Origin of the sequence: Pedobacter suwonensis (assembly GCF_900111825.1) — a bacterium.
In the GTDB taxonomy this organism is placed as follows: Bacteria; Bacteroidota; Bacteroidia; order Sphingobacteriales; family Sphingobacteriaceae; genus Pedobacter; species Pedobacter suwonensis.
On sequence record NZ_FOJM01000003.1, the window covers coordinates 362,199 to 385,160 of the forward strand.

The 22,962-nt window shown below is 38.8% G+C and carries 25 protein-coding genes; 10 read left to right on the forward strand and 15 right to left on the reverse strand.

The features are described from left to right. Positions 1–53 precede the first annotated feature (53 nt). Positions 54–1,133, reverse strand: a complete 1,080-nt coding sequence (proB, locus tag BM107_RS06090; RefSeq protein WP_090981300.1) for a glutamate 5-kinase — start codon at positions 1,131–1,133, stop codon at positions 54–56. Positions 1,134–1,359: 226 nt separating this feature from the next. On the opposite strand from proB, the gene BM107_RS06095 reads away from it, so the two are divergent. From BM107_RS06095 to def, 4 genes are all read left to right on the forward strand, one after another. Next, entirely contained in the window at positions 1,360–3,510 is a 2,151-nt protein-coding gene (locus BM107_RS06095; RefSeq protein WP_090981302.1) for a S9 family peptidase, read from the forward strand. Between the two features lie 165 nt (positions 3,511–3,675). After that, complete coding sequence (locus BM107_RS06100) at positions 3,676–4,128, forward strand: hypothetical protein (protein ID WP_090981303.1); 453 nt, start codon at positions 3,676–3,678, stop codon at positions 4,126–4,128. 26 nt (positions 4,129–4,154) lie between these two features. Further along, positions 4,155–5,387 carry a M16 family metallopeptidase gene (locus tag BM107_RS06105; RefSeq protein ID WP_090981305.1) on the forward strand — a complete coding sequence of 411 codons (1,233 nt, stop codon included), beginning with the start codon at positions 4,155–4,157 and terminating at the stop codon, positions 5,385–5,387. A 191-nt stretch (positions 5,388–5,578) separates the two neighbouring features. After that, positions 5,579–6,139 (forward strand): peptide deformylase, encoded by a 561-nt coding sequence (def, locus tag BM107_RS06110; protein ID WP_090981307.1) that lies wholly within the window; start codon positions 5,579–5,581, stop codon positions 6,137–6,139. A gap of 283 nt (positions 6,140–6,422) precedes the next feature. Here the strand turns inward: def and BM107_RS06115 are convergent, their stop codons facing one another. The 3 genes from BM107_RS06115 to BM107_RS06125 are packed head-to-tail and all read right to left on the reverse strand — an operon-like array spanning position 6,423 to position 8,468. Next, positions 6,423–7,058, reverse strand: a complete 636-nt coding sequence (locus tag BM107_RS06115; RefSeq protein WP_090981309.1) for a peptidase associated/transthyretin-like domain-containing protein — start codon at positions 7,056–7,058, stop codon at positions 6,423–6,425. Positions 7,059–7,111: 53 nt separating this feature from the next. Continuing rightward, positions 7,112–7,357, reverse strand: coding sequence for a NifU family protein (locus BM107_RS06120; protein WP_090497495.1), 246 nt, complete (start codon positions 7,355–7,357; stop codon positions 7,112–7,114). 34 nt (positions 7,358–7,391) lie between these two features. Then, the gene (locus BM107_RS06125; RefSeq protein ID WP_090981311.1) at positions 7,392–8,468 is read right to left on the reverse strand and encodes an Mrp/NBP35 family ATP-binding protein; all 1,077 of its coding nucleotides are present in this window, start codon (positions 8,466–8,468) and stop codon (positions 7,392–7,394) included. A 131-nt stretch (positions 8,469–8,599) separates the two neighbouring features. On the opposite strand from BM107_RS06125, the gene BM107_RS06130 reads away from it, so the two are divergent. The 3 genes from BM107_RS06130 to BM107_RS06140 all read left to right on the forward strand — a co-directional run bounded on the left by BM107_RS06130 (position 8,600) and on the right by BM107_RS06140 (position 12,175). Next, positions 8,600–10,765 carry a transglycosylase domain-containing protein gene (locus BM107_RS06130; RefSeq protein ID WP_090981313.1) on the forward strand — a complete coding sequence of 722 codons (2,166 nt, stop codon included), beginning with the start codon at positions 8,600–8,602 and terminating at the stop codon, positions 10,763–10,765. A gap of 152 nt (positions 10,766–10,917) precedes the next feature. Continuing rightward, the gene (gene hpt / locus BM107_RS06135; protein WP_090981315.1) at positions 10,918–11,460 is read left to right on the forward strand and encodes a hypoxanthine phosphoribosyltransferase; all 543 of its coding nucleotides are present in this window, start codon (positions 10,918–10,920) and stop codon (positions 11,458–11,460) included. Positions 11,461–11,515: 55 nt separating this feature from the next. Beyond that, positions 11,516–12,175 (forward strand): phosphatidylserine decarboxylase family protein, encoded by a 660-nt coding sequence (locus BM107_RS06140; protein WP_090981317.1) that lies wholly within the window; start codon positions 11,516–11,518, stop codon positions 12,173–12,175. A gap of 346 nt (positions 12,176–12,521) precedes the next feature. Here the strand turns inward: BM107_RS06140 and BM107_RS06145 are convergent, their stop codons facing one another. The 7 genes from BM107_RS06145 to BM107_RS06175 all read right to left on the reverse strand — a co-directional run bounded on the left by BM107_RS06145 (position 12,522) and on the right by BM107_RS06175 (position 17,254). Next, entirely contained in the window at positions 12,522–13,700 is a 1,179-nt protein-coding gene (locus BM107_RS06145; protein WP_090981319.1) for a mechanosensitive ion channel family protein, read from the reverse strand. 70 nt (positions 13,701–13,770) lie between these two features. After that, positions 13,771–14,118, reverse strand: coding sequence for a 50S ribosomal protein L19 (rplS, locus tag BM107_RS06150; protein ID WP_057930964.1), 348 nt, complete (start codon positions 14,116–14,118; stop codon positions 13,771–13,773). A gap of 138 nt (positions 14,119–14,256) precedes the next feature. Further along, positions 14,257–14,931 (reverse strand): tRNA (guanosine(37)-N1)-methyltransferase TrmD, encoded by a 675-nt coding sequence (gene trmD / locus BM107_RS06155; protein WP_090981321.1) that lies wholly within the window; start codon positions 14,929–14,931, stop codon positions 14,257–14,259. A 124-nt stretch (positions 14,932–15,055) separates the two neighbouring features. Beyond that, positions 15,056–15,520 carry a hypothetical protein gene (locus tag BM107_RS06160; protein WP_090981323.1) on the reverse strand — a complete coding sequence of 155 codons (465 nt, stop codon included), beginning with the start codon at positions 15,518–15,520 and terminating at the stop codon, positions 15,056–15,058. A gap of 24 nt (positions 15,521–15,544) precedes the next feature. After that, the gene (locus BM107_RS06165; RefSeq protein ID WP_090981325.1) at positions 15,545–15,973 is read right to left on the reverse strand and encodes a hypothetical protein; all 429 of its coding nucleotides are present in this window, start codon (positions 15,971–15,973) and stop codon (positions 15,545–15,547) included. Between the two features lie 65 nt (positions 15,974–16,038). Continuing rightward, positions 16,039–16,566: a ribosome maturation factor RimM gene (gene rimM, locus BM107_RS06170; protein WP_090981444.1), complete on the reverse strand. Its 528-nt coding sequence runs from the start codon at positions 16,564–16,566 to the stop codon at positions 16,039–16,041. Between the two features lie 142 nt (positions 16,567–16,708). Then, positions 16,709–17,254, reverse strand: a complete 546-nt coding sequence (locus BM107_RS06175) for a 30S ribosomal protein S16 (RefSeq protein WP_090981327.1) — start codon at positions 17,252–17,254, stop codon at positions 16,709–16,711. Positions 17,255–17,397: 143 nt separating this feature from the next. On the opposite strand from BM107_RS06175, the gene BM107_RS06180 reads away from it, so the two are divergent. Next, positions 17,398–17,919, forward strand: a complete 522-nt coding sequence (locus BM107_RS06180; RefSeq protein WP_166672350.1) for a 5' nucleotidase, NT5C type — start codon at positions 17,398–17,400, stop codon at positions 17,917–17,919. A gap of 170 nt (positions 17,920–18,089) precedes the next feature. After that, a complete protein-coding gene (locus BM107_RS06185) occupies positions 18,090–18,413 on the forward strand; it encodes a heavy metal-binding domain-containing protein (protein WP_090497467.1) in 324 nt (107 codons plus the stop codon). Between the two features lie 84 nt (positions 18,414–18,497). Here the strand turns inward: BM107_RS06185 and pfkA are convergent, their stop codons facing one another. The 4 genes from pfkA to BM107_RS06205 all read right to left on the reverse strand — a co-directional run bounded on the left by pfkA (position 18,498) and on the right by BM107_RS06205 (position 22,539). Beyond that, a complete protein-coding gene (pfkA, locus tag BM107_RS06190) occupies positions 18,498–19,481 on the reverse strand; it encodes a 6-phosphofructokinase (protein ID WP_090981448.1) in 984 nt (327 codons plus the stop codon). Positions 19,482–19,485: 4 nt separating this feature from the next. After that, positions 19,486–21,168 (reverse strand): protein-disulfide reductase DsbD family protein, encoded by a 1,683-nt coding sequence (locus BM107_RS06195; protein WP_090981450.1) that lies wholly within the window; start codon positions 21,166–21,168, stop codon positions 19,486–19,488. Between the two features lie 137 nt (positions 21,169–21,305). Beyond that, complete coding sequence (locus BM107_RS06200) at positions 21,306–21,755, reverse strand: protein-disulfide reductase DsbD domain-containing protein (RefSeq protein WP_090981329.1); 450 nt, start codon at positions 21,753–21,755, stop codon at positions 21,306–21,308. A 7-nt stretch (positions 21,756–21,762) separates the two neighbouring features. Continuing rightward, positions 21,763–22,539 (reverse strand): biotin--[acetyl-CoA-carboxylase] ligase, encoded by a 777-nt coding sequence (locus tag BM107_RS06205; RefSeq protein WP_090981331.1) that lies wholly within the window; start codon positions 22,537–22,539, stop codon positions 21,763–21,765. A gap of 44 nt (positions 22,540–22,583) precedes the next feature. Here BM107_RS06205 and rsfS point away from each other — a divergent pair, with 44 nt between their 5' ends. Beyond that, a complete protein-coding gene (gene rsfS, locus BM107_RS06210; RefSeq protein ID WP_090981333.1) occupies positions 22,584–22,958 on the forward strand; it encodes a ribosome silencing factor in 375 nt (124 codons plus the stop codon). Positions 22,959–22,962 lie beyond the last annotated feature (4 nt).

Sequence of the window (22,962 nt, forward strand, 5' to 3'; positions counted from 1 at the left end):
CCCTCCTCTTTGTGCCTTCGCGTATCTCTTTGCGTCCTTTGCGGTAAAGCCCTTTAAATAGCCGAATAAAAATAATCGTAATGCACCAAAGCTTTCTGTTTCTTTTGTCCTATTCTCTCTCTTGCCTTGTCAGATCCATATTCTGCAATACCCAATCCGATCAGGTTATGCTGTTCATCGATAATCTTAATAATATCGCCTTTTAAAAAGTCTGTCTGTATTTCAATAATTCCTACGGGCAATAAACTGGTTGCTTTGCCTGATGTCAATACCGTTTTTGCTCCATCATTTAATTTCACCACGCCAGTTGCGGCAGTTTCAGAATGGGCAATCCATTTTTTCTTACCTGATTTGCTTTTCTCCGGGACAAAGCGCGTATGTACCAACTCATTGTTTAGTAGAGAAGTCAGTACATCATCTTTTGTTCCATTGGCAATATGAACCGTTATGCCCAATTTAGCCACTTTTTGCGCCATGGTCGATTTGGTGATCATGCCTCCACGGCCAAACTGTGATTTACCTGTTTGAATAAAAGAAGCCAGGTTAGCAACCGAACCGTTAATTTCCTCAATAACAGCTGAGCCTTCTAGTTTCGGATCGCCATTATAAATGCCATTTACATTTGATAAAATAATCAATGCATCCGCGTTTAACATTGAGGCAATTAGTCCGGCCAGTTCATCGTTGTCTGTAAACATCAGCTCAGTAACCGAAACCACATCATTTTCATTCACTACAGGTATCACTTCATTCTGTAACAAAATCTGCAGGCAGTTTTTCATGTTCAGGTAGTGTGCCCGGTCGCGGAAATCCTCTTTGGTAACTAAAACCTGGGCGCATTGTATAGCATGCGTTGCAAAGAAACTGGAATAGGTATTAATCAGTTTAACCTGGCCAATAGCTGCCAGTAGTTGTCGGGTAGTTACGGCATCTTGTTTTTCGGATACTTTAATTAAACTCCTGCCTGATGCTACTGCACCCGAAGATACCAAAATTACTTCAATACCCTGCTTTTTAATGTCGGCCAGTTGATTTACGAGGTGCTTAATCCTAGATTCATCAGGCAAACCATTTTCCTTCGTAATTACATTCGAACCAACTTTAACAACTATCTTTTTGTATCCTAATTTCATTATAATTTCAACCGTTTGGATATGGCAATTTACCATCAATTTTTATAATTCAGATGATTATCTATAGGCTTGATCGATTTTTACGAAAATGATAATCGGGTTTTGCGTTTAGCGCTAAGCGTTTGGGGTTGATTAACCGGATAACCAGTTACCCACTAATAAACTAATGACTATTGAACTAATAAACTATTTCATTAAATTGCAATTGATCCTAAATCAAACCGCTATGAAACGTATCTTAACCGGCCTGATATTGCTTAGTGCAATTATGGCCTGTAATCACCCTCAAAATAAAGAAATGAAAGCAATAAAGTGGCCTGATGCCAAAGCTCCGGTAGCAGAAATTATTCCGCACAAAAGAGTTGTACATGGCGATACCGTGGTAGATAACTACTATTGGATGATCGATTATTTTAAAAAAGGTCCGGACAGTACCAAAGTTGTGAATTACCTGAAAGCAGAAAACGCTTACCTGGATACCATGATGAAAAGTACCGAAAAGTTTCAGTCCGATCTGTTTAAGGAAATGAAAGGCCGGATTAAAGAAAAAGATGAATCGGTGCCGGTTTTCAGAAATGGCTACTATTACTATTCGCGTACAGAAGACGGGCAGCAATATTTTAAGTATTGCCGCAAAAAGGGAAGTTTATCGGCTACAGAAGAAATTTTGCTGGATGTAGACCAACTGGCAAAAGGCCATTCATATTACAGCGCTACCGGGTTTAGTGTAAGTCCTGATAATAAACTTTTAGCTTTTGGAGTCGATCAGGTTTCGCGCAGGCAGTATACCATTAACATTAAAAATTTAGAAACCGGAGAACTTTTAAAAGATGCCATCACCAATACAGAAGGCTTAGTGGCCTGGGCCAACGATAATAAAACATTCTTTTACACGTCAAAAAACCCGGTTACCCTTTTAAGTGAAAAAATTAAAAAGCATGTACTGGGTACAGATGCCAAAACGGATGCTGTGGTTTACGATGAGAAAGACAACACGAACTATATTGGGGTAGGTAAATCGAAAAATGGCAGATATATCTTCATTGCTTCCCAAGGAACATTAACTGCCGAATATAAAATGATTGACGCCGACCATCCGGAAAGCCCCTTTAAAGTTTTTGCAGCCCGATCAAAAGATGTGCTGTATGATGTGATGCCCGTCGATGATAAGTTTCTTATCTTAACCAACTGGAAGGCTAAAAATTTCCGTTTAATGGAATGTCCGCTGGATAAAACCGAAAAGGAAAACTGGAAAGAAGTGATTCCGCACCGCGCCGATGTTTTATTGGAAAGCGTTGAAGAATTTAAAGATTTTACTGTTTTATCTGAACGTAAAAATGGGTTAACTGAGTTACGTGTACTCAAAAAAGACAAAAGTGATTATTACATAAAATTTGATGAACCTGTGTATGATGCCGGCGTTGGTGCAAATCCAGAGTACAACAGCACTACTTTGCGTTATAACTATACTTCATTAACCACTCCAAGCTCGGTTTACGATTATAACCTCATCGGGAAGGATCAGAAACTGATGAAGCAACAGGAGGTTTTAGGGGGCTATAATCCAAAAGATTATATTACTGAACGTGTTTTCGCAACCGCTAAAGACGGCACCAAAGTGCCAATTGCACTGGTATATAAAAAAGGCTTCGAAAAGAACGGTGAATCGCCATTGTTGCTTTATGGTTATGGTTCTTATGGTTCAAACTCGGATGTTTATTTCTCTTCACCTCGTTTAAGTTTGCTAAATAGGGGCTTTGTGTTTGCCATTGCCAATATCCGGGGCGGACAGGAAATGGGCCGCCAATGGTACGAAGATGGAAAACTGATGAAAAAGAAAAACACCTTTACTGATTTTATTGCAGCAGGGGAGTATCTGATTGATCAAAAATACACCTCAAAAGGCCATTTATACGGTCATGGTGGAAGTGCCGGCGGCTTATTAATGGGTGCTGTAGCCAACATGGCCCCAAATTTATGGAACGGCCTTATTGCTGATGTTCCTTTTGTAGATGTGGTTAATACCATGCTGGATGAAAGCATTCCGCTAACAACAAACGAGTTTGATGAGTGGGGTAACCCGAAACAAAAAGCAGCTTACGATTACATGAAAAGCTATTCTCCTTATGAAAATATCGAGAAAAAAGCTTACCCAAATATGTTGGTAACTACAGGCTTGCACGATAGCCAGGTGCAGTATTTTGAGCCAGCAAAATGGGTGGCCAAATTAAGGGCCACCAAAACCGACAAAAACGTACTGCTACTCAAAACCAACATGGAGTTCGGCCACGGTGGGGCATCAGGCCGTTTTGATTATTTAAAAGATGTGGCATTACGCTGGGCATTTTTGTTCTCTTTGGAGGGGATAACGAAATAATTTTCCATAAATCCGTCATTTCGAGCGGAGTGCAACGCAGTCGAGAACCCGAAGGCTCAGCGAAGCTAAATCTAATTAAGCAGATTTCTCTCCCGAACGTTCGGGACTGCGCTTCAGTCGAGATGACGGAACTTTTTTAATAATAATACCAATACTAACCCCACAATGAATACTCAACTAAAAACACTCCAAACCATCCATCTAGCACTATGCTCGGGTGTATTACTTTTTGCATTGGTAACGGTATTTTTAAACCGCGAGCTTATGTTTTTTGATGCCAATCCTAAAACAACGACACCCTTTAACCCGATATTTCCGGTTATGGGACTAATCACCCTCTCTGCAAGCATATTTTGTTATAGAAATTTAATCGCTAAAATTGATAAAACGGCTGCTGATGATATCAAAATCAACCTGTACCAAAGTGCATTTATCATTAGTTCAGCATTACTGGAAGGCGGGGCGCTTTTCAATATTGTTGGTTTCTTTATGACACGTAATTCATTCTTTTTGATATTTGGGGCAGCTAATTTTATATTTTTGGTGTTGAAACGGCCAACTAAAGATAAATTGATTTCCACTTTACAATTGCAACATCCAAATTCCGGGTCTTTATAGGCAATTAGCCTTATCTTTGCCACTTAATGGAATACAATGTTCACACTCTGCCAAACGGCATCCGCTTATTGCACGTGCCTGCGGCTTCAGCCATATCTCATGCATGTATCATCGTTAATACAGGATCGCGCGATGAGCCTGAAGGCAAAGCAGGTTTAGCACACTTTATAGAGCACTTGATTTTTAAGCGTACCGAAAAACGGAACACCAACCAGATTCTAAATCATTTAGAAAGCGTTGGTGCAGATTTAAATGCCTATACCACTAAAGAATATACCTGCGTACATGCCTCGTTTTTAAATCCTTATTTAGCTAGAACTTTAGATCTCTTTAACGATATACTCTTCCATTCTACTTTTCCTGAAGAGGAAATGGATAAAGAAAAAAGTGTAATTCTGGATGAAATTTCTTCTTATCTGGATCAACCGGAAGAAGCCATTAATGACGATTTTGAAGATATGCTTTTTGCTGGTCATGCTTTAGGCAATAATATTCTAGGCACAACCGAATCCGTTCAACATTTTACAAGAGAAGATGTAATGAACTTCAGAAAGGCCAATTACCGTACAAGTGAAATTGTGGTGGCCGTTTTAGGTAATTATACTTTAAATCATGTTGTAAAAAAGGGAAGCAAATATTTTGCGGATGTAGAAGAAAATAACCCCAAAAAAGTGCGGGTTAAACCAACTATACTTCCTCCAAGTAATAACACCATTTACAAGCCCATTATGCAGTCTCACTGCATTTTAGGTACACAGGCATATTCTACACATCAATCACAAAAGGTACCGCTGATGCTGTTGAATAATTATTTCGGCGGCAATGGAATGAGTTCGGTATTAAATCTGCAGATCAGGGAAAGATATGGCATTGCCTACACCATCGAATCCAATTTTTCGCCTTTGAGCGACACTGGCATTTTCTCTGTTTATTTCGGAACCGATAAAGAAAAACAGGCTAAAGCACTATCTTTAATTTTTAAGGAAATCAAAAAACTCAGAGATCGTCCGTTAAATGATTTACAGCTTCAGAAAGCCAAAAATAAATTTATCGGACAAATTGCTTTGGGAGAAGAAAACAGGATTGGTTTGATCATTTCGATGGCAAAAAGCCTGATCGATCATAATCAAATAGATTCGCTGGAAACCGTTTTTGAGAAAATTAACGCGGTTACCACCAGGCAAATGATAGAAGTTACCAATGAGATTTTAAATATTGAGCAACTGAGTGTCTTTACGTTCTGCCCAATAGCGGAATAATTGTTAGTTTTGTAAAGAATTGCTGTCATACTGAGGTACGAAGTATCTTATCCTGACAAGCAGTCACAATAAATATAGTAGCAACTCGTCTCGCCAGAAAAGCAATGTTAGAGATTCTTCATTGCATTCAGAATGACAAACTTGCATACAATTAATGAGTTCAGATTCAGTTCTGAAAAAAATATAATACAATGAAATTACCAATAGTAGCTTACGGCGATCCGGTTTTAAAAAAGGTTTGCGCCGATATCGATAAAGATTATCCGGAATTAGAAAAACTGATCAGCGATATGTTCGACACCATGTATTACGCCAATGGTGTTGGCTTGGCTGCACCGCAGATTGGTTTACCGATCCGCTTGTTTATTGTAGATACCGGTGAAGATGAAGACGGAAACCCTGGTTATAAAAAAGTATTTATCAATGCCGAAATTTTGGAAGAAACAGGCGAAGCCTGGAGCTTTAACGAAGGCTGTTTAAGTATTCCCGATATCCGCGAAAATATTATGCGCAAACCCAATGTCAAGATTACCTATTTCGACGAAAACTGGGTAGAGCATACCGATGATGTTGATGGCATGCCTGCACGTGTGATCCAGCACGAATACGATCATATTGAAGGGAAACTGTTTACTGATAAAGTAAGTGTTTTACGCAAAACTATGCTGAAAAGTAAACTGGATGCCATTTCGAAAGGAAATATCAAGACAGATTACAAAATGAAGTTTCCGAACAAGAGCAAGAAAAGATAGGTTTTGATGGAAAATATAAGAGGGAAAATGGAAAACGTTTTCCCTTTTTTTATTTTTCCACTCACCAAGGTCGTCATTTCTAGCGAAGTGCAAAGAAGTCGAGAACCCGAAGACTCAGCGAAGCTAAATCTACTCGCACTGTCGTCACCCTGAACTCGTTTCAGGGTCTTTCCTAATAAACAACTCTCTTAGTTTCGGTCGAGATGATGACCTCCATGAAACTCGTTTATTGAAAGATACGGTTTGCACGCAATACTAAGGACTCCAGACTTAGGACTCAAGACTAATTAGTCCTGCTCTTATCGCCATCAAAAATCTGCTGCATAAGTTTGCCCCAGGCGAACGGATTAAGCAGTGGATTGGTTTGCACCATATTCTTATTGATCATCCTGTCGAAATTATAACGGTAATTCTGGCTGCCAATTTCCTGCCCATCTCGTGGCAGCGTTTGGATCAAACCATCAATTGAAGAACGCGAAAGATTCTTCTTGGCAATAGCCATATCGTCATCCGCCAGTTTCATTGATAAAAACTCGCGGGTAAATTCTTCAGTGGTTGCCCAGGGGAAAACGCGCACCGAAGGTAAATCGATCACATTCGCTTTCAATTTAACCATAATGGTGTATTTGCTATCGGGCGTACTTTGTGGTATTACGGTAGAGAATTTTTTGTACCCAATGGCTGTAAATAGTATCGTATCGCCTGGGTTAACAATAAAGGTAAAATATCCCCTGTAATCGGCACCAACCCTTTTGCTCCTGGCAGAAAGATTGGTAATGGTAACATAAGGTATTACGTTTGAACTGTCGATATCGGTAATAATCCCGGAAAATTGGATCAGTTTATCCTGAGCCGGCTTTTGTTGTGCAGAAGCGGCTAAAGAAAAAATAAGACAAATTAGGATAACACAATATCTCATTAATACAAAAGTAATTTTATTAATAAAACTTCCTTGTTAAATAGTGTTAAAGCTTATTCTTGTTCAGCCATGTTAACGGCAACCACAGATGTAATCTGAGGAACAGCTTTCATAATGGCCTGTTCAATACCAGATTTCATCGTCATAAAGCTCATTGGGCAAGAACCGCAATTGCCTAAAAGCTTAAGCTTTACCGTGCCTTCAGCTGTAATTTCTTCAACAGAAACATCCCCTCCATCAGCCTTTAAATACGGCCTGATAGTTTCCAATGCCTGTTCTACTTCTTCTGTTAAATTCATTATATATATTTTAATTTATAAAAATAGTAATTTTTTAGCAATTCACGATTTGTGCATTGTTAATGGAGATCTGTTGTGCAATCTTACTGGCAATATCTCCAAATACAACACCCAATAACGGGTTTTGATTTAGTGCTACAGGTTTTCCTTTGTCACCAGCTTCGGCAATACTTTGGATAATTGGAATTTCTCCCAGAAACGGCACATCAAAACGCGATGCAAGCTCTGTACCGCCACCTTTTCCAAAAATATAATATTTGTTCTCCGGCAATTCGGCTGGTGTAAAATACGACATGTTTTCTATAACGCCTAAAATAGGGATATTAATTCCAGGCATTCTGAACATCGCCAGGCCTTTATGCGTATCAGCCAGTGCTACCTGTTGCGGTGTAGTAACCACTACTGCCCCCGAAATTGGAAAACTTTGGGTAATGGTAATGTGGATATCGCCCGTTCCCGGTGGAAGATCTACAACCAGGTAATCCAGTTCTCCCCAGTTGGTATCATTAAACAATTGTTTTACCGCATTCGAGGCCATTGGTCCACGCCAGGGTACGGGTTGGCCAGGATCAGCAAAAAAACCAAGAGATAACAGTTTAATGCCATACTTTTCAATTGGCAAAATTTTGGTCTTTCCATCAGCCGTTTCTTCGGCAGCAGGTTTGGCATCAACCAGATCGAACATGGTTGGTACCGATGGACCATAAATATCAGCATCAATAAGGCCAACCTTGGCACCATCTTTAGCCAATACAACCGCCAGATTGCTTGCAACGGTAGATTTACCAACACCTCCTTTGCCAGATGAAACCAAAATAATGTTTTTGATGTTATCTAATGATGATGAATTGCTGGGCTGAGTAACCCTTGACGTTACATTGATCATTACCTCCGCAGCGGCTGATACAAAATGCCTGATGGCATTTGTACAGGCATTTTTCAGCATTTCTTTCATCGGACATGCCGGCGTGGTAAGCTCTAATGTAAAGTTGACCTGGTTATCTGTGATCTGTAAATCTTTGATCATGTTTAAAGTAACCAGATCTTTTTTAAGATCGGGATCTTCAACATTTTTAAGCGCATCTAAAACTTGTTGCGGGCTAATCTGCATGGTATTAATTTAAATTCAAAATTAACAAAACATAGCCACAAATACTTTTATTTAGGCTTTTTAACTGTAATTTTAACACGAAATAAACATTTAATTGTTACGTTTAAGCAATTAACCATTTTAACGACTATATGCGAATACCAAAAATTAAGATCCCCAAAAAATATTTGAAAATCGGAGCCTGGTTTTTAGGTGTTTTTGTTGTTGTTTGTATTGCTTTTGGAGCCGTAGCCTACAGCAAAAGGGAAGCGCTTCTTAAAAAGATGGTGGCCAAAGCAATCGCTAAGGCCGACAAAGATTACAACCTGGAAGTTAAAATCGGATCAGCAGATTTTGCCGGGTTCAGCACCGTTAAAATGACCAATATTTCTATAGTTCCTAAAGAACGCGATACCCTTTCAAACATTAATGAGCTGAGTGTTAGCGTTAAGCTTTTTCCTTTAATTTTCGGCAACGTAAAACTTTCGGAAATAAAACTGAAAGAAGGTTATGTGAATATAGTGCTAAAAGATTCGACCACTAATATCGATTTCATCTTAAAACGGAAGAAAAAAGACAGCATTCAGACCAGTCAAAAAGCAAATTTATCAGAAATTGCCAGCAACATTTTAAATCAGGTGTTATATAAAATCCCTGACGATATGGATGTGAAGAATATGATTTTTAAGCTAAATGATCATGATACAGCCAAACTGAGCTTTGCAACCACTGCTACAATTGATGGAGGAGATTTAAAATCGACCATTGACGTAAACAACAACGAATCTACGTGGCATGTCAATGGGTATGTTGATCCGGGAAGTAAAAAGTTAAACTTTTTAGCCTATGCCGATGGAAAAAAGCTGGAATTGCCTTACCTCAACAATAAATTACACGCCAGGCTTAGTTTCGACACGTTACAAACTGAATTAAAAAATGCCAAATATAGTGGCGATGATTATAAGATATCGGGCTCCTGGTCAGTTAAAAATATGTTGATCAATCAGCCCCGTATTGCATCAAATGATATTATTGTACAAAGCGCAAAACTGGATGCCGATATTTTAGTCGGACCTAACTACATTGCCTTAGACAGCACCTCCACAGCCTATTTAAAAAATGCACAGATCCACCCTTTTGTTAAGTATACCTTAGGGAAAAACAAAATATATGAACTAAAGCTCAATGCCGAAGAACAGGATGCACAAGCGGTTTTAGACGCATTTCCACAAGGTTTGTTTGAATCGCTGGAAGGATTAAAAGTACAAGGTAAGGTTAAATACAGCCTTAATTTTTACCTGGATACTAAGATACCCGACAGTGTTCGCTTCAACTCTACACTCACACCGGTCAATTTTAAAATCTTGCAGTGGGGCAAAACCAATCTGCAAAAAATTAACAATACTTTCATTTATACACCCTATGAATATGGCAAGCCGATGCGCGATATTACCATTGGCCCGTCAAACCCGAATTTCACCCCCTTATCTGCCATTTCAAAGAATTTTATCAACGCCGTTTTAACGGCAGAAGATCCTTCCTTTTTTACCCATAATGGTTTTGTGGAAGAATCGATCCGCAAATCAATCGCTGTAAATTTTAAGGAAAAGAAATTTAAGCGCGGGGGCAGTACCATCAGCATGCAGCTGGTGAAAAATGTGTACTTAAGCCGTCAGAAAACTTTGGCCCGTAAAGCCGAAGAGATCTTAATTGTCTGGCTTATCGAGCATAACCGCCTCATCAGTAAACAACGCATGTTGGAGGTATATTTTAATATTATTGAGCTGGGGCAAAACATTTATGGTATAGGGGAGGCCTCAAGGTATTATTTTGGAAAGCAACCAGCAGATTTAACTATTGGTGAAGGATTATTTCTTGCCAGTATTGTTCCCAAACCAAAAGCTTCGATGTATAAATTTATGGCCGATGGCAGCCTGAAACCTTATATGTTCAACTATTTCAGGTTTATGGGCAATATTATGGCCAGAAAAGGTCTAACGCCTGGCGATACCTCAGGTTACGGCTTTTATAATGTTCGCTTAAGGGAAGGTTTGCGTCGTTACCTGGCTCCAGATACGGCCGTTGTTGATACCTCTGCTTTCGATGATGATGGAGATGGATTGCCCGTTGTAATTGTTCAAGATAAAAATAAAAGCTTCTTCGAACGCCTCTTTGGTGGCAACCCTAAAAAAGACACCACCAACAATAAGCAGATGAACGCTCCGGCCGATACCACCAAGACAAAAAAACAGTTGAGGCAGGAGCGAAGGGAAGAACGGAGACGCCAGAAGGAACTTGAAAAGAGCCTGGAGCAGTAGTTTTGAGTTGCGCATCTGAAGCCTGAACTTGGGTAACAGGTTTTTAGTTAGCGGTTGTCAATTCGCAAAACAACCCAACAATAAAACAATCATCAACAAAAACCTTACAACTTTCCAACATTAAAACCTTTTTCAAACAATAACAAAGCAGCATGCACAAAATAAAAGTAGAGGATAAAGAATTCGAGATATTTTTAGAAAATGATACCTTAAACAAAAGAATCCGCTTGCTGGGTATCCAGATGAATGTAGATTATGAGAATAAATGCCCTTTATTCATCGGTGTGCTAAATGGCAGCTTCCTGTTTATGGCTGACCTGATTAAAGAGATTGATATACCTTGCGAAGTTGCTTTTATGCGTGTCGCATCCTATGAAGGAACAGCAAGTTCGGGAAATGTAAAAGAACTGATCGGATTGCCAGATAATCTGGAAGGCAGAGATATCGTTATTGTGGAAGATATTGTTGATACAGGCCTGACTTTAACACATATTTTAAAAACGATAAAGGAAAAAAATCCGGCTTCCGTTAAAGTAGCTTCTCTTTTGCTTAAACCAAGTGCTTTAAAACACGAAATTGAAGCCTTAGAATACGTTGGCTTTGAAATACCTAATGAGTTTGTAGTGGGTTACGGGCTGGATTATAATGGCCTTGGCAGAAACCTGACAGATATTTACAGAGCAACGGGCGCATAATTTTTAGATTGGATTAATTTATTTTTCGCACCTTTGCCCTATAATTTCTAAAACAATGACCATACATAAAGAAGGCTACACCACTATTGCCTTAAGCATATTGTTTATCTTCGTAATCAACGCCATAGTCGATTATAAATACCATGACATTACCTGGTTGCGCTGGTTTATCTATATCTTTTCCGCTGCTTTATTTATTATTGTGCTGCAATTTTTCCGCAACCCTAGCCGCAGCTTTTCTTCAGGCGATAATCTGGTGATTTGCCCTGCAGATGGAAAAGTTGTGGTAATTGAAGAGACGGAAGAAGGCGAATATTTTAAAGATAAACGTTTACAGGTTTCGATTTTTATGTCGCCCGTAAATGTGCACATTAACCGTAATCCGATTTCGGGGGTAGTGAAATTTTTCAAATATCACCCTGGAAAATACCTTGCCGCCTGGAATCCAAAATCTTCTACTGAAAATGAGCGTACGACCACCGTTGTTGAACATAAAAACGGCACGCCCGTATTGTTCCGTCAAATTGCAGGTGCCTTAGCGCGCAGAATTGTATGGTACGTTAAAGAAGGCGATCAGGTGGTACAAACCGAGCAGTTTGGTTTCATCAAATTTGGATCAAGGGTGGATGTTTTTCTTCCGGTAGGCACCAAAGTTAATGTAGAGCTGAACCAGGTTGTAAAGGGTGGGATCACTACCCTGGCAACCTTAAGTTAAAGACATTAAATAAATGTATAAAAAAGCCGTCCCGATGTAAAATCGTGACGGCTTTTTTGTGGTTACCATTTGATTAACATGATGTTCTGTGATGAGACAAACCACGGCAACTGAAAGGGATTTTAAAACACTAAAGAATCCACCTAAACCTAATAGCAACGGAAAGCCCGGATCCCGATTTTCATCGGGAGAGGACTTGTAGTGGATAGCAGGAGCAAACTTTAATCATTATCACAGGCTTTGCTTTCCAAAAAAGCAACTTTTTCCCTTATCCGTTGTACTTTCTGTATGGCAATTTCTTTAATTTACGCAGCGGTTTGTGGAAATACAAACCAAAGGATCAGAACTAATCCATAGCATCATTACCCACTTCTTTTTCTGTTGCGGCGTTACCGAGTGGCCTGTCGCTGATTAAACGTTGTGTAGGGTAAGCAAAATCCGATTTATTCCTAACTACGATCTCCATAATCTCCAGGTTAATTTCCTGCCTGATTTTCAGGAATTCAACCGAATCAAGTACGGTTACGAAATAATTGATTTCCACGTTCAGGCTTGAATCGCCAAAGCTTTTAAAGGAGGCATTTCCATCATCGCTGGTACCTTCATGGTTGTTGATATAATCCTGGATTTCGGAAATAATTTTTCTTAAGGAATCTGAACTGGTTTCGTAGGTAAGTCCGATTACAAATGATACCTTACGCGAATTTCGCAAGGAGAGATTTTCCAAAACCCCATCAATCATACCCCTATTGGGTAGGGTAGCCATGGTTCTCTCAGAAGTCCTGATCCTTGTACTCCTAAAACCAACCTTTTCTACAGTACCTTCTACACCATCAACCTTTACCAGATCGCCCACCACAAAAGGCTTATCTAAAAATATGGTAAAAGAACCGATCAAGTTCTCCAGGTTCTCTTTCGCGGCCAAAGCAATGGCAATACCACCAATACCCAATCCGGTGATCAGGGTTAACACGTTAACTTCGAAAACAAAACCCAGCAGCGTGAAAAAACCGATAAAAATTACAGTTGTTTTAAGTAATTCTTTTAAAAAAGGCACTAATTGATCGTCAGACTTATTTGCGGTAAGCGATGCTTTAAATAACAACACGTGGGTAATAAAATCAATTATCCTTAAAATAATCCAAAAAAACGATAGGATGATGCCAAACAAAAATATCCGGTCGATACAATCGCCAATAGATACCGGTATAGACTCTTTAACCTTTCCGATTAACTTGCTGTAATGGAATACAGTTACCTCTAAAGGGTGTTTCAACTGGTTGATTGAAAGATAAAGCGTGGTTAACAGAATGAAAACCTCTATTGGCTTTACCAGCAGTGCCACAAAAGCTTCATCATGTGATTGGTTTGAAAAGTTCCTGAAAAGCTTAAAAAGCAGCTTGCTTAACAGCTTAGAGACGATATTTTTGAAAACCAAGCCGAAAAGAAGTATTCCTCCGAAAAGGAAATAATCCTTTATGGTATTGCCCCAAAAAACCTGATTGAAAAAAGCAGAGTCTAACATTTAACAAAGGTATAAACAAAAAAACCTCCACGAAATTAATCGTGAAGGCTATATCTTATAATAAAGAATATTATTTTCTCAAAGATTTGATACGAGCAGCCTTACCGGTTAAAGCACGTAAATAGAACAATTTCGCTCTACGAACTTTACCATAGCTATTCACTTCAACTTTCTCGATGTTAGGAGAACTAAAAGGGAAAATACGTTCAACACCAACGCCGTTGCTCATTTTACGAACAGTAAAAGTTTCGTTAGCACCTGCACTGTTACGTTGTATTACAACACCTTGGTAAATTTGAACACGTTCTTTATTACCTTCGCGAATTTTATAGTGTACGCTCACTGTATCGCCAGACTTGAACGCAGGAAAATCTTTTTTCGCGATGGCCTGCTCTTCAACAAATTTTACTAAATCCATGATTTTAAGCTATTAAATCGATATTTCATCCCGTGAAAATCGGATTGCAATATTAGGGATTATTTTCGATAAAAAAAAACCTATTTTAATTTTTTCCACATTCTTAATGAATTCCACATTTGATTGTGTTAATTGCTTCTATTCCAAAAGATCAGGACGACGGGCTTTGGTCCGTTCTAAAGCCTGTTCATGCCTCCATTCGTTCACTTTTGCCTCATGGCCGCTCAATAAAACATCAGGCACCTTATGTCCACGCCAATCTGCAGGACGGGTATAAACCGGCGCATCCAGCAGTTCGCCTTGAAAACTATCCGACAGGGCAGAAGTCTCATCATTTAAAACCCCGGGGATTAAACGTACCACAGCATCTACCACAATTGCTGCCGGCAGCTCTCCTCCGCTTAAAACATAATCACCAACAGATATCTCTCTTGTTACGAAAATATCCCGTATACGCTGATCTATGCCTTTGTAGTGGCCACACAAAATAATGATGTTCTTTTTTATAGATAGCTCATTGGCCATGCTCTGGTTTAACGTAACACCATCCGGACTCATGAATATTACCTCATCATATTCCCTTTCTGCCTGAAGTTTTTCGATACAGGCAGCAAAAGGTTCGATGCTCATTACCATACCACTACCACCGCCGTATTGGTAATCATCTACACTTTTTTGCTTGTTGGTGGCATAATCTCTCAGGTTATGCACAACAATTTCGGCAATGCCCTTTTTTTGTGCACGATGCAATATAGAATGGGCAAAAGGGCTTTCTAATAACGCAGGTAAAACAGTAATAATATCGAAACGCATGAAGCAAAGGTAAGGCTTTTGACGGTCAAATGTAAATAAGCCGAACCGGGATCAACACCTGTGTATATTGGCAAAATAACTGACTAATATTTAGCGTTATAGCACTCCTGACCAAGACAGATATCTAGCCTTTTTTTATCTTGTCCACTTTCCGCCATAGTTCCTGCCACTGGTAAGTTTCTTTTCCGTCAACTTGTTTTGCACCACCCATTATACCAAGGTACCGATTACCATCAGGCCCATCAAAAAACTTAAATTTCAAACTGGAAACAGTATTGTTTAATGGCGCACTGATAGAATAATTAACACTTTCTTTTATAAAATCCTCATTTTCTACCTCAATTTTAGCGGTTTGCCACACCACCGCTCCTTGTTCTGTTACTTTCAACTGGAGACAGTTACCCATGGTATCAAACACCTTGAGGGTTGATAAAAATGGCAGCTGTGGAGCATTAGCCTGGCCAGATGGCTTTACAAACTCCCATGCCCCAACAAAATCAGATAAAGTTGATTTCTCCTGGGCGCTAACGCAAGTTGAGTTTAAGAAAAAAAGAACGGCAACAAGAACGAATTTAAAGGCTTTTCTCATATTAATTTTAGGTTTATTGTCGCGCTAAAATGATTTCACTTTGACCATACTTTCTTCCCACTTAAGTGTATCCGGCCCAGATTTACTATACACAACACCAGAAAGCTTAACGCTCTTCATATCTTTTCCAAAAACATAATGATTGATGTATTGGCGATCCTTAAGCGCATACTTTCGGTTAGGCAGTTCGTAGGTAATATCAAGTAAATAGGCGCCATCGCCAATCACTTTATAATGACCACTGTGGGTAATCACCTGGCTATCACCTTCCTTATAGCTGTTATAAAAATGGCCATCTTCCGTATAAGTGATAAAAGATCCTTTTTCTTTAACATTCTGCCAAATCCCAACAAAAGGCTTGTTGGCTTTTAAAGATAGTTTTTGTGTCGTGCAGGCTTGAAATGAAGCCACCAATAAAAGCAGCGCAATAGCTTTAGATCGTTTCTTAAACATAAAAGAATTAATTAGATATAGCTAATATAAAGATCTATATCTAATTAATTCTTTTATTGCATGCTCTATTTTTCCAGGTAAACATCCAGCAAACCTTCGGGCAAACTAAGTGTGAGGATCTTTTCATCCTCATCATATTCAACAATAAAATCTTCATTTAGCGGAAACAGTACTTCGGTTCCTTTATACATCACCGTAGCCACAAATTGCTGTGGATATTCGTTTACTTCCAGAATTTCGCCTAATTCGCCTAAAGATTCATCTATCGCTAAATAACCTTTAAAATCGGTATAGAAAAATTCACCTTCTTCGCGTTCGGGCATCTGCGACAGCGGCAGGTACAATTTCTTTTTTAACAGTGGCTGCACTTTATCAATATGATCAGCATCATCAAAGTTGAAGTAACCTGTTTTATTGGCTTGCAGTTTTGCCGATGCTACAAAATAGGGTACTAGTTTGCCATTCATATCGGCAAATACCACATCAAAATCAAGTTCTTCGTATTCATCAAATTCAAAAAATACCTGAACTTCTCCTTTTAAACCCCTCGTTTTGGTTACGTAACCGATATAAAATGCTTCTTCGTGTTTCATGATAATTTGCATTTTGATTCTGATGCACGAGGGATCTTTTAATAATTAGAAAGCCCCTTCGTACCTCAGGATGATATTTTTGTTTAAAAAAATAGCGTTCCGGTAACCGGAACGCTATTTTATCAGGCAAAATAATTAAAAACTATTCTGCACCTTCTTCTTTAGGAGCTTCTTCAGTTGCCTCAGCCTCAACAGCTGGAGCTTCTTCTTCAACAACTTCTTCTGCAACTGGTGCATTTTTAGCTGCGATAGCTGCTGCTCTATCTTCTTTCTTTTTAGCTTCTGCTGCTAGCGCTGCTTTACGCGCATCTGCTTTAGAATTAGCCAAACCTTCTGTTTTACCAGAAATTTTACCTGCTTTAGCATCTAACCAAGCTGCAAATTTTTCATCTGCCTGTTCTTGAGTCAAAGCGCCTTTTTTAACACCACCTTCTAAGTGTTTTTTGTATAAAACACCTTTGTAAGAAAGGATAGCACGAGCAGTATCAGTAGGTTGTGCACCACTGTTAACCCAAGCTAAAGTTTTTTCGAAGTTAATTTCGATGGTAGCTGGATTGGTATTTGGGTTGTAAGAACCTAAACGCTCAATAAATTTACCATCACGTGGAGAGCGGGAATCTGCTACCACAACGTGGAAAAAAGGTTTCCCTTTTTTACCAAATCTTTGCAATCTGATTTTAGTTGCCATTTTCTTTTGTATTTATGTATTCAACATAGTTCCCGGAGCTTCATACTGCGGGGCTGCAAAGATAACTAAAATACTGGAAATTAAAAACATAGTTTAATTTCTTTGTTTTCAGGATATTTACGTCCAAATATTTGCAGATACAAATGGAAAGAATTGCGATTGATATGGACGAGGTGATTGCCGATGCCGTTGGAAAATTTATTAAACTTTATAACCGGGACTTTAACGTTCCTTTAGACTTAAAAATTGACGCTGGAAATGAAATCTATCATCATGTTCCACAAGATGTGAATCAGAAATGGTTCGAGTATATTAATGAGCCTGGTTTTTTCCGAGATCTTGACGTTATAGCCGATAGCCAAAGGGTAATTAAAGCTTTACAACAGAAATACGATGTTTACATCGTTTCGGCAGCAATGGAGTTCCGGAATTCATTGGTTGATAAATACGATTGGCTGGCCGAACATTTCCCATTTATCGATTGGCAACACATCATATTCTGCGGAAATAAAATTGTGAATGTTGATATTATCATAGACGACCGCATTAAAAACTTTATAAATTTTAGCGGCAGGCCGTTATTATACACTTCTCCTCATAATTTGCTGATTACAGATTATGAGCGCGTAAATAACTGGGAAGAAATAGCAGGATTACTGTTATAATCTTGCCATGGTCAGTTTTTATAAGCTGCAACAGAGAAATCTTTAGCGTTCTTTACTCCGTTACATTTCGATTGGCAATGACAATCCAGGTATTAAGCCCCTAAATCTTTACATTTCGAAAAGTGTAACATTTCTGGAAAGATTTGCTCTAATGATAAAAAAATTAAACTATGCTAGTAACCACAACGCCTACAGTTGAGGGCAGAAAAATTATAAAATATATTGGTTTGGTAACCGGAGAAACCATTATAGGTGCAAATATTTTTAAAGATTTATTTGCAGGAATAACAGATATAGTAGGAGGGAGATCGAGTTCGTACGAACGCGTTTTAAGAGAGGGAAAAGATACCGCTGTTAATGAAATGCAGCAATATGCAGCGGCACTTGGAGCAAATGCCATTGTTGGGGTTGATTTAGATTATGAAACCGTTGGTAGCGGTGGAAGCATGCTCATGGTAAGCGCCAATGGTACTGCGGTAATTTTAGCAGACTAAAAAATTTGCTTATCGCGAAGACTAAGCAAAAAACAAGAAAGTCTTTCCGGTGCGGGAAAGACTTTTCTTTTAAACTTTTTTCACTTAAAACGAAAGTATGTCAATTAATTTCAGCCATTTAGAACTTACTTTCTCTGCATTAATATGCTTTATTGCATGATCAAAAGGGGTAAAAACAATTTCCCGGTTAATCTGTCCGACCATTACACCACTCTCACCCTGAATTAAACCCTCAACTGCGACTACGCCTAAGCGGCTGGCCAATACGCGGTCCATACAAGTTGGCTTACCCCCACGTTGAATATGCCCCAAAACTGAAACTTTGGTATCGTAATGTGGATATTTTTCCTGCAAAATTTCGCCAACCTTAAAGGCACCACCGGTATCATCACCTTCAGCAACGATAATAATCTTTGATGATTTATCTTTACGGCTATGCTCCAGCTTGTGCAAAATATCATCCGCATTCATATTTGCTTCAGGGATCATGATGGCCTCAGCGCCAACACCGATACCACTTCTTAAAGCGATTAATCCAGAGTCGCGGCCCATTACCTCTACAATAAAAAGCCTGTCATGTGATTCTGCCGTATCTCGGATCCTATCTACCGCATCAACAACGGTATTAATAGCCGAGTCATATCCAATAGTGAAATCGGTACCCACTAAATCATTATCAATGGTACCAGGTAAGCCCACAATCGGAAAATCGAATTCTTTGGAAAAAACATTGGCCCCCGTAAACGTTCCATCTCCGCCGATTACCACTAAGGCATCAATTCCATTGGCTTTCAGGTTTTCGTAAGCTTTTTGCCTGCCTTCTACTGTTCTAAAAGCTTCACTACGGGCTGTTTTTAAAATAGTTCCACCTCGCTGAATAATATTGGCCACCGACTTACGGTCCATCGGAATAAAATCATTGTTGATCAACCCCTCATATCCACGGAGAAATCCGGTTACTTCAATATCATAATAAATAGAGCCTCTAACTACCGCTCTGATTGCGGCGTTCATGCCTGGCGAATCTCCACCAGAGGTTAAAACGCCAATATTCTTAATCTTATTCATTTGTCTATTTCTTGGCAAATCCAGATAATCCATTATCCAGGTATTGCAAATATTTATCTATATCAAATTCTACCCCAATAGGAGGCGAAACTAATTCTTTTTCATCAGTACCCAAAAGCACATAATATGGTTGCGAAATGGTATTAAATCTCTCTGCCTGCAAATGTTTGAATTTTTTACCAACGGTATTCACCCTTGTGCCTAAAATTTTAGAGTCAAATTGTTCTGCTTCCGGCAAACTGGTTTTGTCATCCGTGTAAAGCGATACCACAATGTAATCTTCTTTCAATTTTTTTAGCACTCTGGGATCAGACCAAACCCGTGCTTCCATTTCGCGGCAATTTACACAACCATGTCCTGTGAAATCAAGAAATAACGGTTTTTTTACTTCTTTGGCATAGGCTAAAGCTTCTTCATAATCAAAAAATCCATCAATATTGTGCGGAATATGAAGAAAATCAGCATATTTACGTTTAGCATGATTGGTTGTTGCCGTTTGGTTCGACCCCCCTCCGGCATCTTGTCCAATTACAAAATCCTGCGTAGAGAGCGGCGGTACCAGTGCACTTACAGCTTTCAAGGGCGCTCCCCACAAACCCGGAATAAGGTAAATAGCAAATACAAAAGTTGCCGTTGCAATGAATAGTCTTGGCACAGAGACATAAGGGAGGTCACTATCATGAGAGAACTTGATTTTCCCCAATAAATAAACGCCCAAAATCAAAGCCAGTACAATCCATATAGCTAAAAATATCTCACGGTCCAATATTCCCCAATGATAAGCCAGATCTGCTGTTGAAAGGAATTTCAGTGATAAACCCAATTCTAAAAACCCTAAAAAAACTTTAATGGAGTTTAGCCAACCACCTGATTTTGGCAGCCCCGTCATTAAACTCGGGAAAATAGCGAACATGGTAAAGATCAATGCCAATGACAGCGAAAAGCCGAACATCACGATAACAGGTGTTAATAAATCGGTATTGATGGCGACTAAGGAAGTTCCGATTAATGGTCCTGTACAAGAGAAGGAAACAACCGCCAAGGTTGCTGCCATAAAAAAGATCCCACTTAAACCTTTAGCATCAGATTTTGCATCGAGTTTGTTCACAAATGAACTTGGCAGGGTAATTTCGAAAGCACCTAAAAACGATACGCCAAAAATAATTAATATCAGAAAGATAAAAATATTAAAAAATCCGTCTGTAGAAATTTCATTCAGTGCACTGGCGCCCCAGATTAAGGTAATGATTACACCTAAACCTACGTAAATGATAATAATCGATAAACCATAAATAATGGCACTCCTGATGCCTTTCGCCCTGCTTTCGGCCCTCTTGGTAAAAAAACCAACAGTAAGCGGTACCATCGGAAAAATACATGGAAGAAAAAACGCGGCGACACCCGCCAAAAGCCCCAGACCAAAGGTTACCCAAAGCGATTGTTTAGGAGCATCTTTTCCCGCTACAGGAGCTTTTACTTCTTTAACCGTATCCTTCTTAATTGTGTCATTTTCTGTTTTTACCTGCTTATTGGCGGCACTATCTTGTGCAGAGCCTACCTCAGTAAAAACGATATCATCTGGTGGAGTTGTTGCTGTGGTATCCTGTGTTACCATTGCGTAGGTCTTAACGGCTGGCCATGCAATAAACGTTGCCGCCATTAAGAACAATAATAAAACCTTTTTCATTTGTGTGTATTTTGAAACCGTGAAATTAAGAATAATTTTAGAAACGATTTTTTTTAAACCACAACACCTTGTAGATTTTACTTTAAAAAGAAACAGTCCCAAAAATTCGGGACTGCCTGTAAACATTTTGATGTCAATTATTTAACCGGAACACTAAACTCCACTTCTTCTGGCGGAAGGCATTGTTTATCGTTACAAACCATAAACTCTACCACACCTTTAACTACAGTTGTTGCTTTGTTCAGCTTAATCTTTTGTTGAAAAATTACTGATTTTTCAAAGTAACTTACGTTCATTTTAAATGTGCTTTCGTATTTAACAATTGCTTTTGGCTCAATTGTTTTGCCTACAAGACTAAAATCTTTTGATGGGGAAAAAGTAAAAGTGGTTTTTACAGGTCCTCCGTCTTTTACATTTTGAGAATAAATATGCCATCTATCATCAATCGTAGCCTTTAAATAAATTATGGCTTCAGTTTTACTTACTTTCTTTGCAGAGTATGCCCAAGTTACCGGTTTTTCGATCTGAGCAAATGCACCAACAACGGTAAAAAGTACCATCGAAAGCACCAGGGTGATTTTTTTCATTTGTGTTTTATTTTGTGTGTATAAATTCAATTTCTTTAAAGTTAAAAATTTTTAAGCCATTTTTTGTATCAACTTTTAACCTGCCGTTATCTTCAACTCCTTCAATCGTTCCTTCAAAAATCCCGCCGTTGTGCTTATATAACGAAGCAATTCCGTAATTATATAGTTTCGTAAGGTAATCATTTTGTAAAATACTGAATTTCCCTGCCCTCAAAATTAGGTAGTACTTTTCGATAAATATGAATATTTTATCCATAATATCCATTAAGGGAACCTCTTTTTGTAAAATTTGAATCACCGAAGTAGCACGTCCACTGATGCTCTCTGCAAATTCTGATTGATTCACGTTCAAGCCAATGCCAATCACTGATGATTTAAAAGTACTGCCTGTCAGTGTATTTTCAATCAATATACCTCCTAATTTCTTATCCAGGTAGTAGATATCATTGGGCCATTTCACCATTATTCCTTGCGGTATAAAACAGCATAAAGCATCACTAACAGCCAAACTAACGGCCATATTTAAGTAAAACTGCTTTTTAAGCGGCAAAAAAGAAGGCTTTAAATATATACTGGTACTGATATTTTTTCCCTCCTGCGTTTGCCAAACACTATCCTGCTGTCCTCTTCCGGCAAACTGGTGGTCTGCCATAATTACAGTGCCTTCTACTAATGGCTCGGATTTTGACACCAAATTTTTTAAAAAGTTATTAGTAGAATCAACTTCTTTTAATTTGATTAAATTTTGACCAACAAATAGTGTTGAAAAAGTGTTATTTTGCAAGTGTTGAATTTATAATATTGTAATTCCAAAATTAAAGCATTTTAATGGTAAAAAAGAAAATAGTAGCCCTTTCTACATATCTTTCTGAACTGGCCGTTCACGGCATACAAGAGAAAAAAGGAGAAGATATTGTGCGGTTAGATCTTAGAAATATTCATACTTCAGTGGCTGATTACTTTATTATAGCGAGCGCCAACTCTGCTACCCAGGTTAAAGCTATTGCCGATAGTGTAGAAAAAGAAATATATAAAGCCACTCAAGCCGACCCAAGACATAAGGAAGGTTTCGAATCAGCAGACTGGATCATTCTTGATTATTTCGATGTGGTTGTGCACATCTTTAAAACTGAAAAGCGCCACTTTTATGGCATAGAAGAACTTTGGGGGGATGCAGAAAGCACAAATTTTCAAAGCGCATAACCTA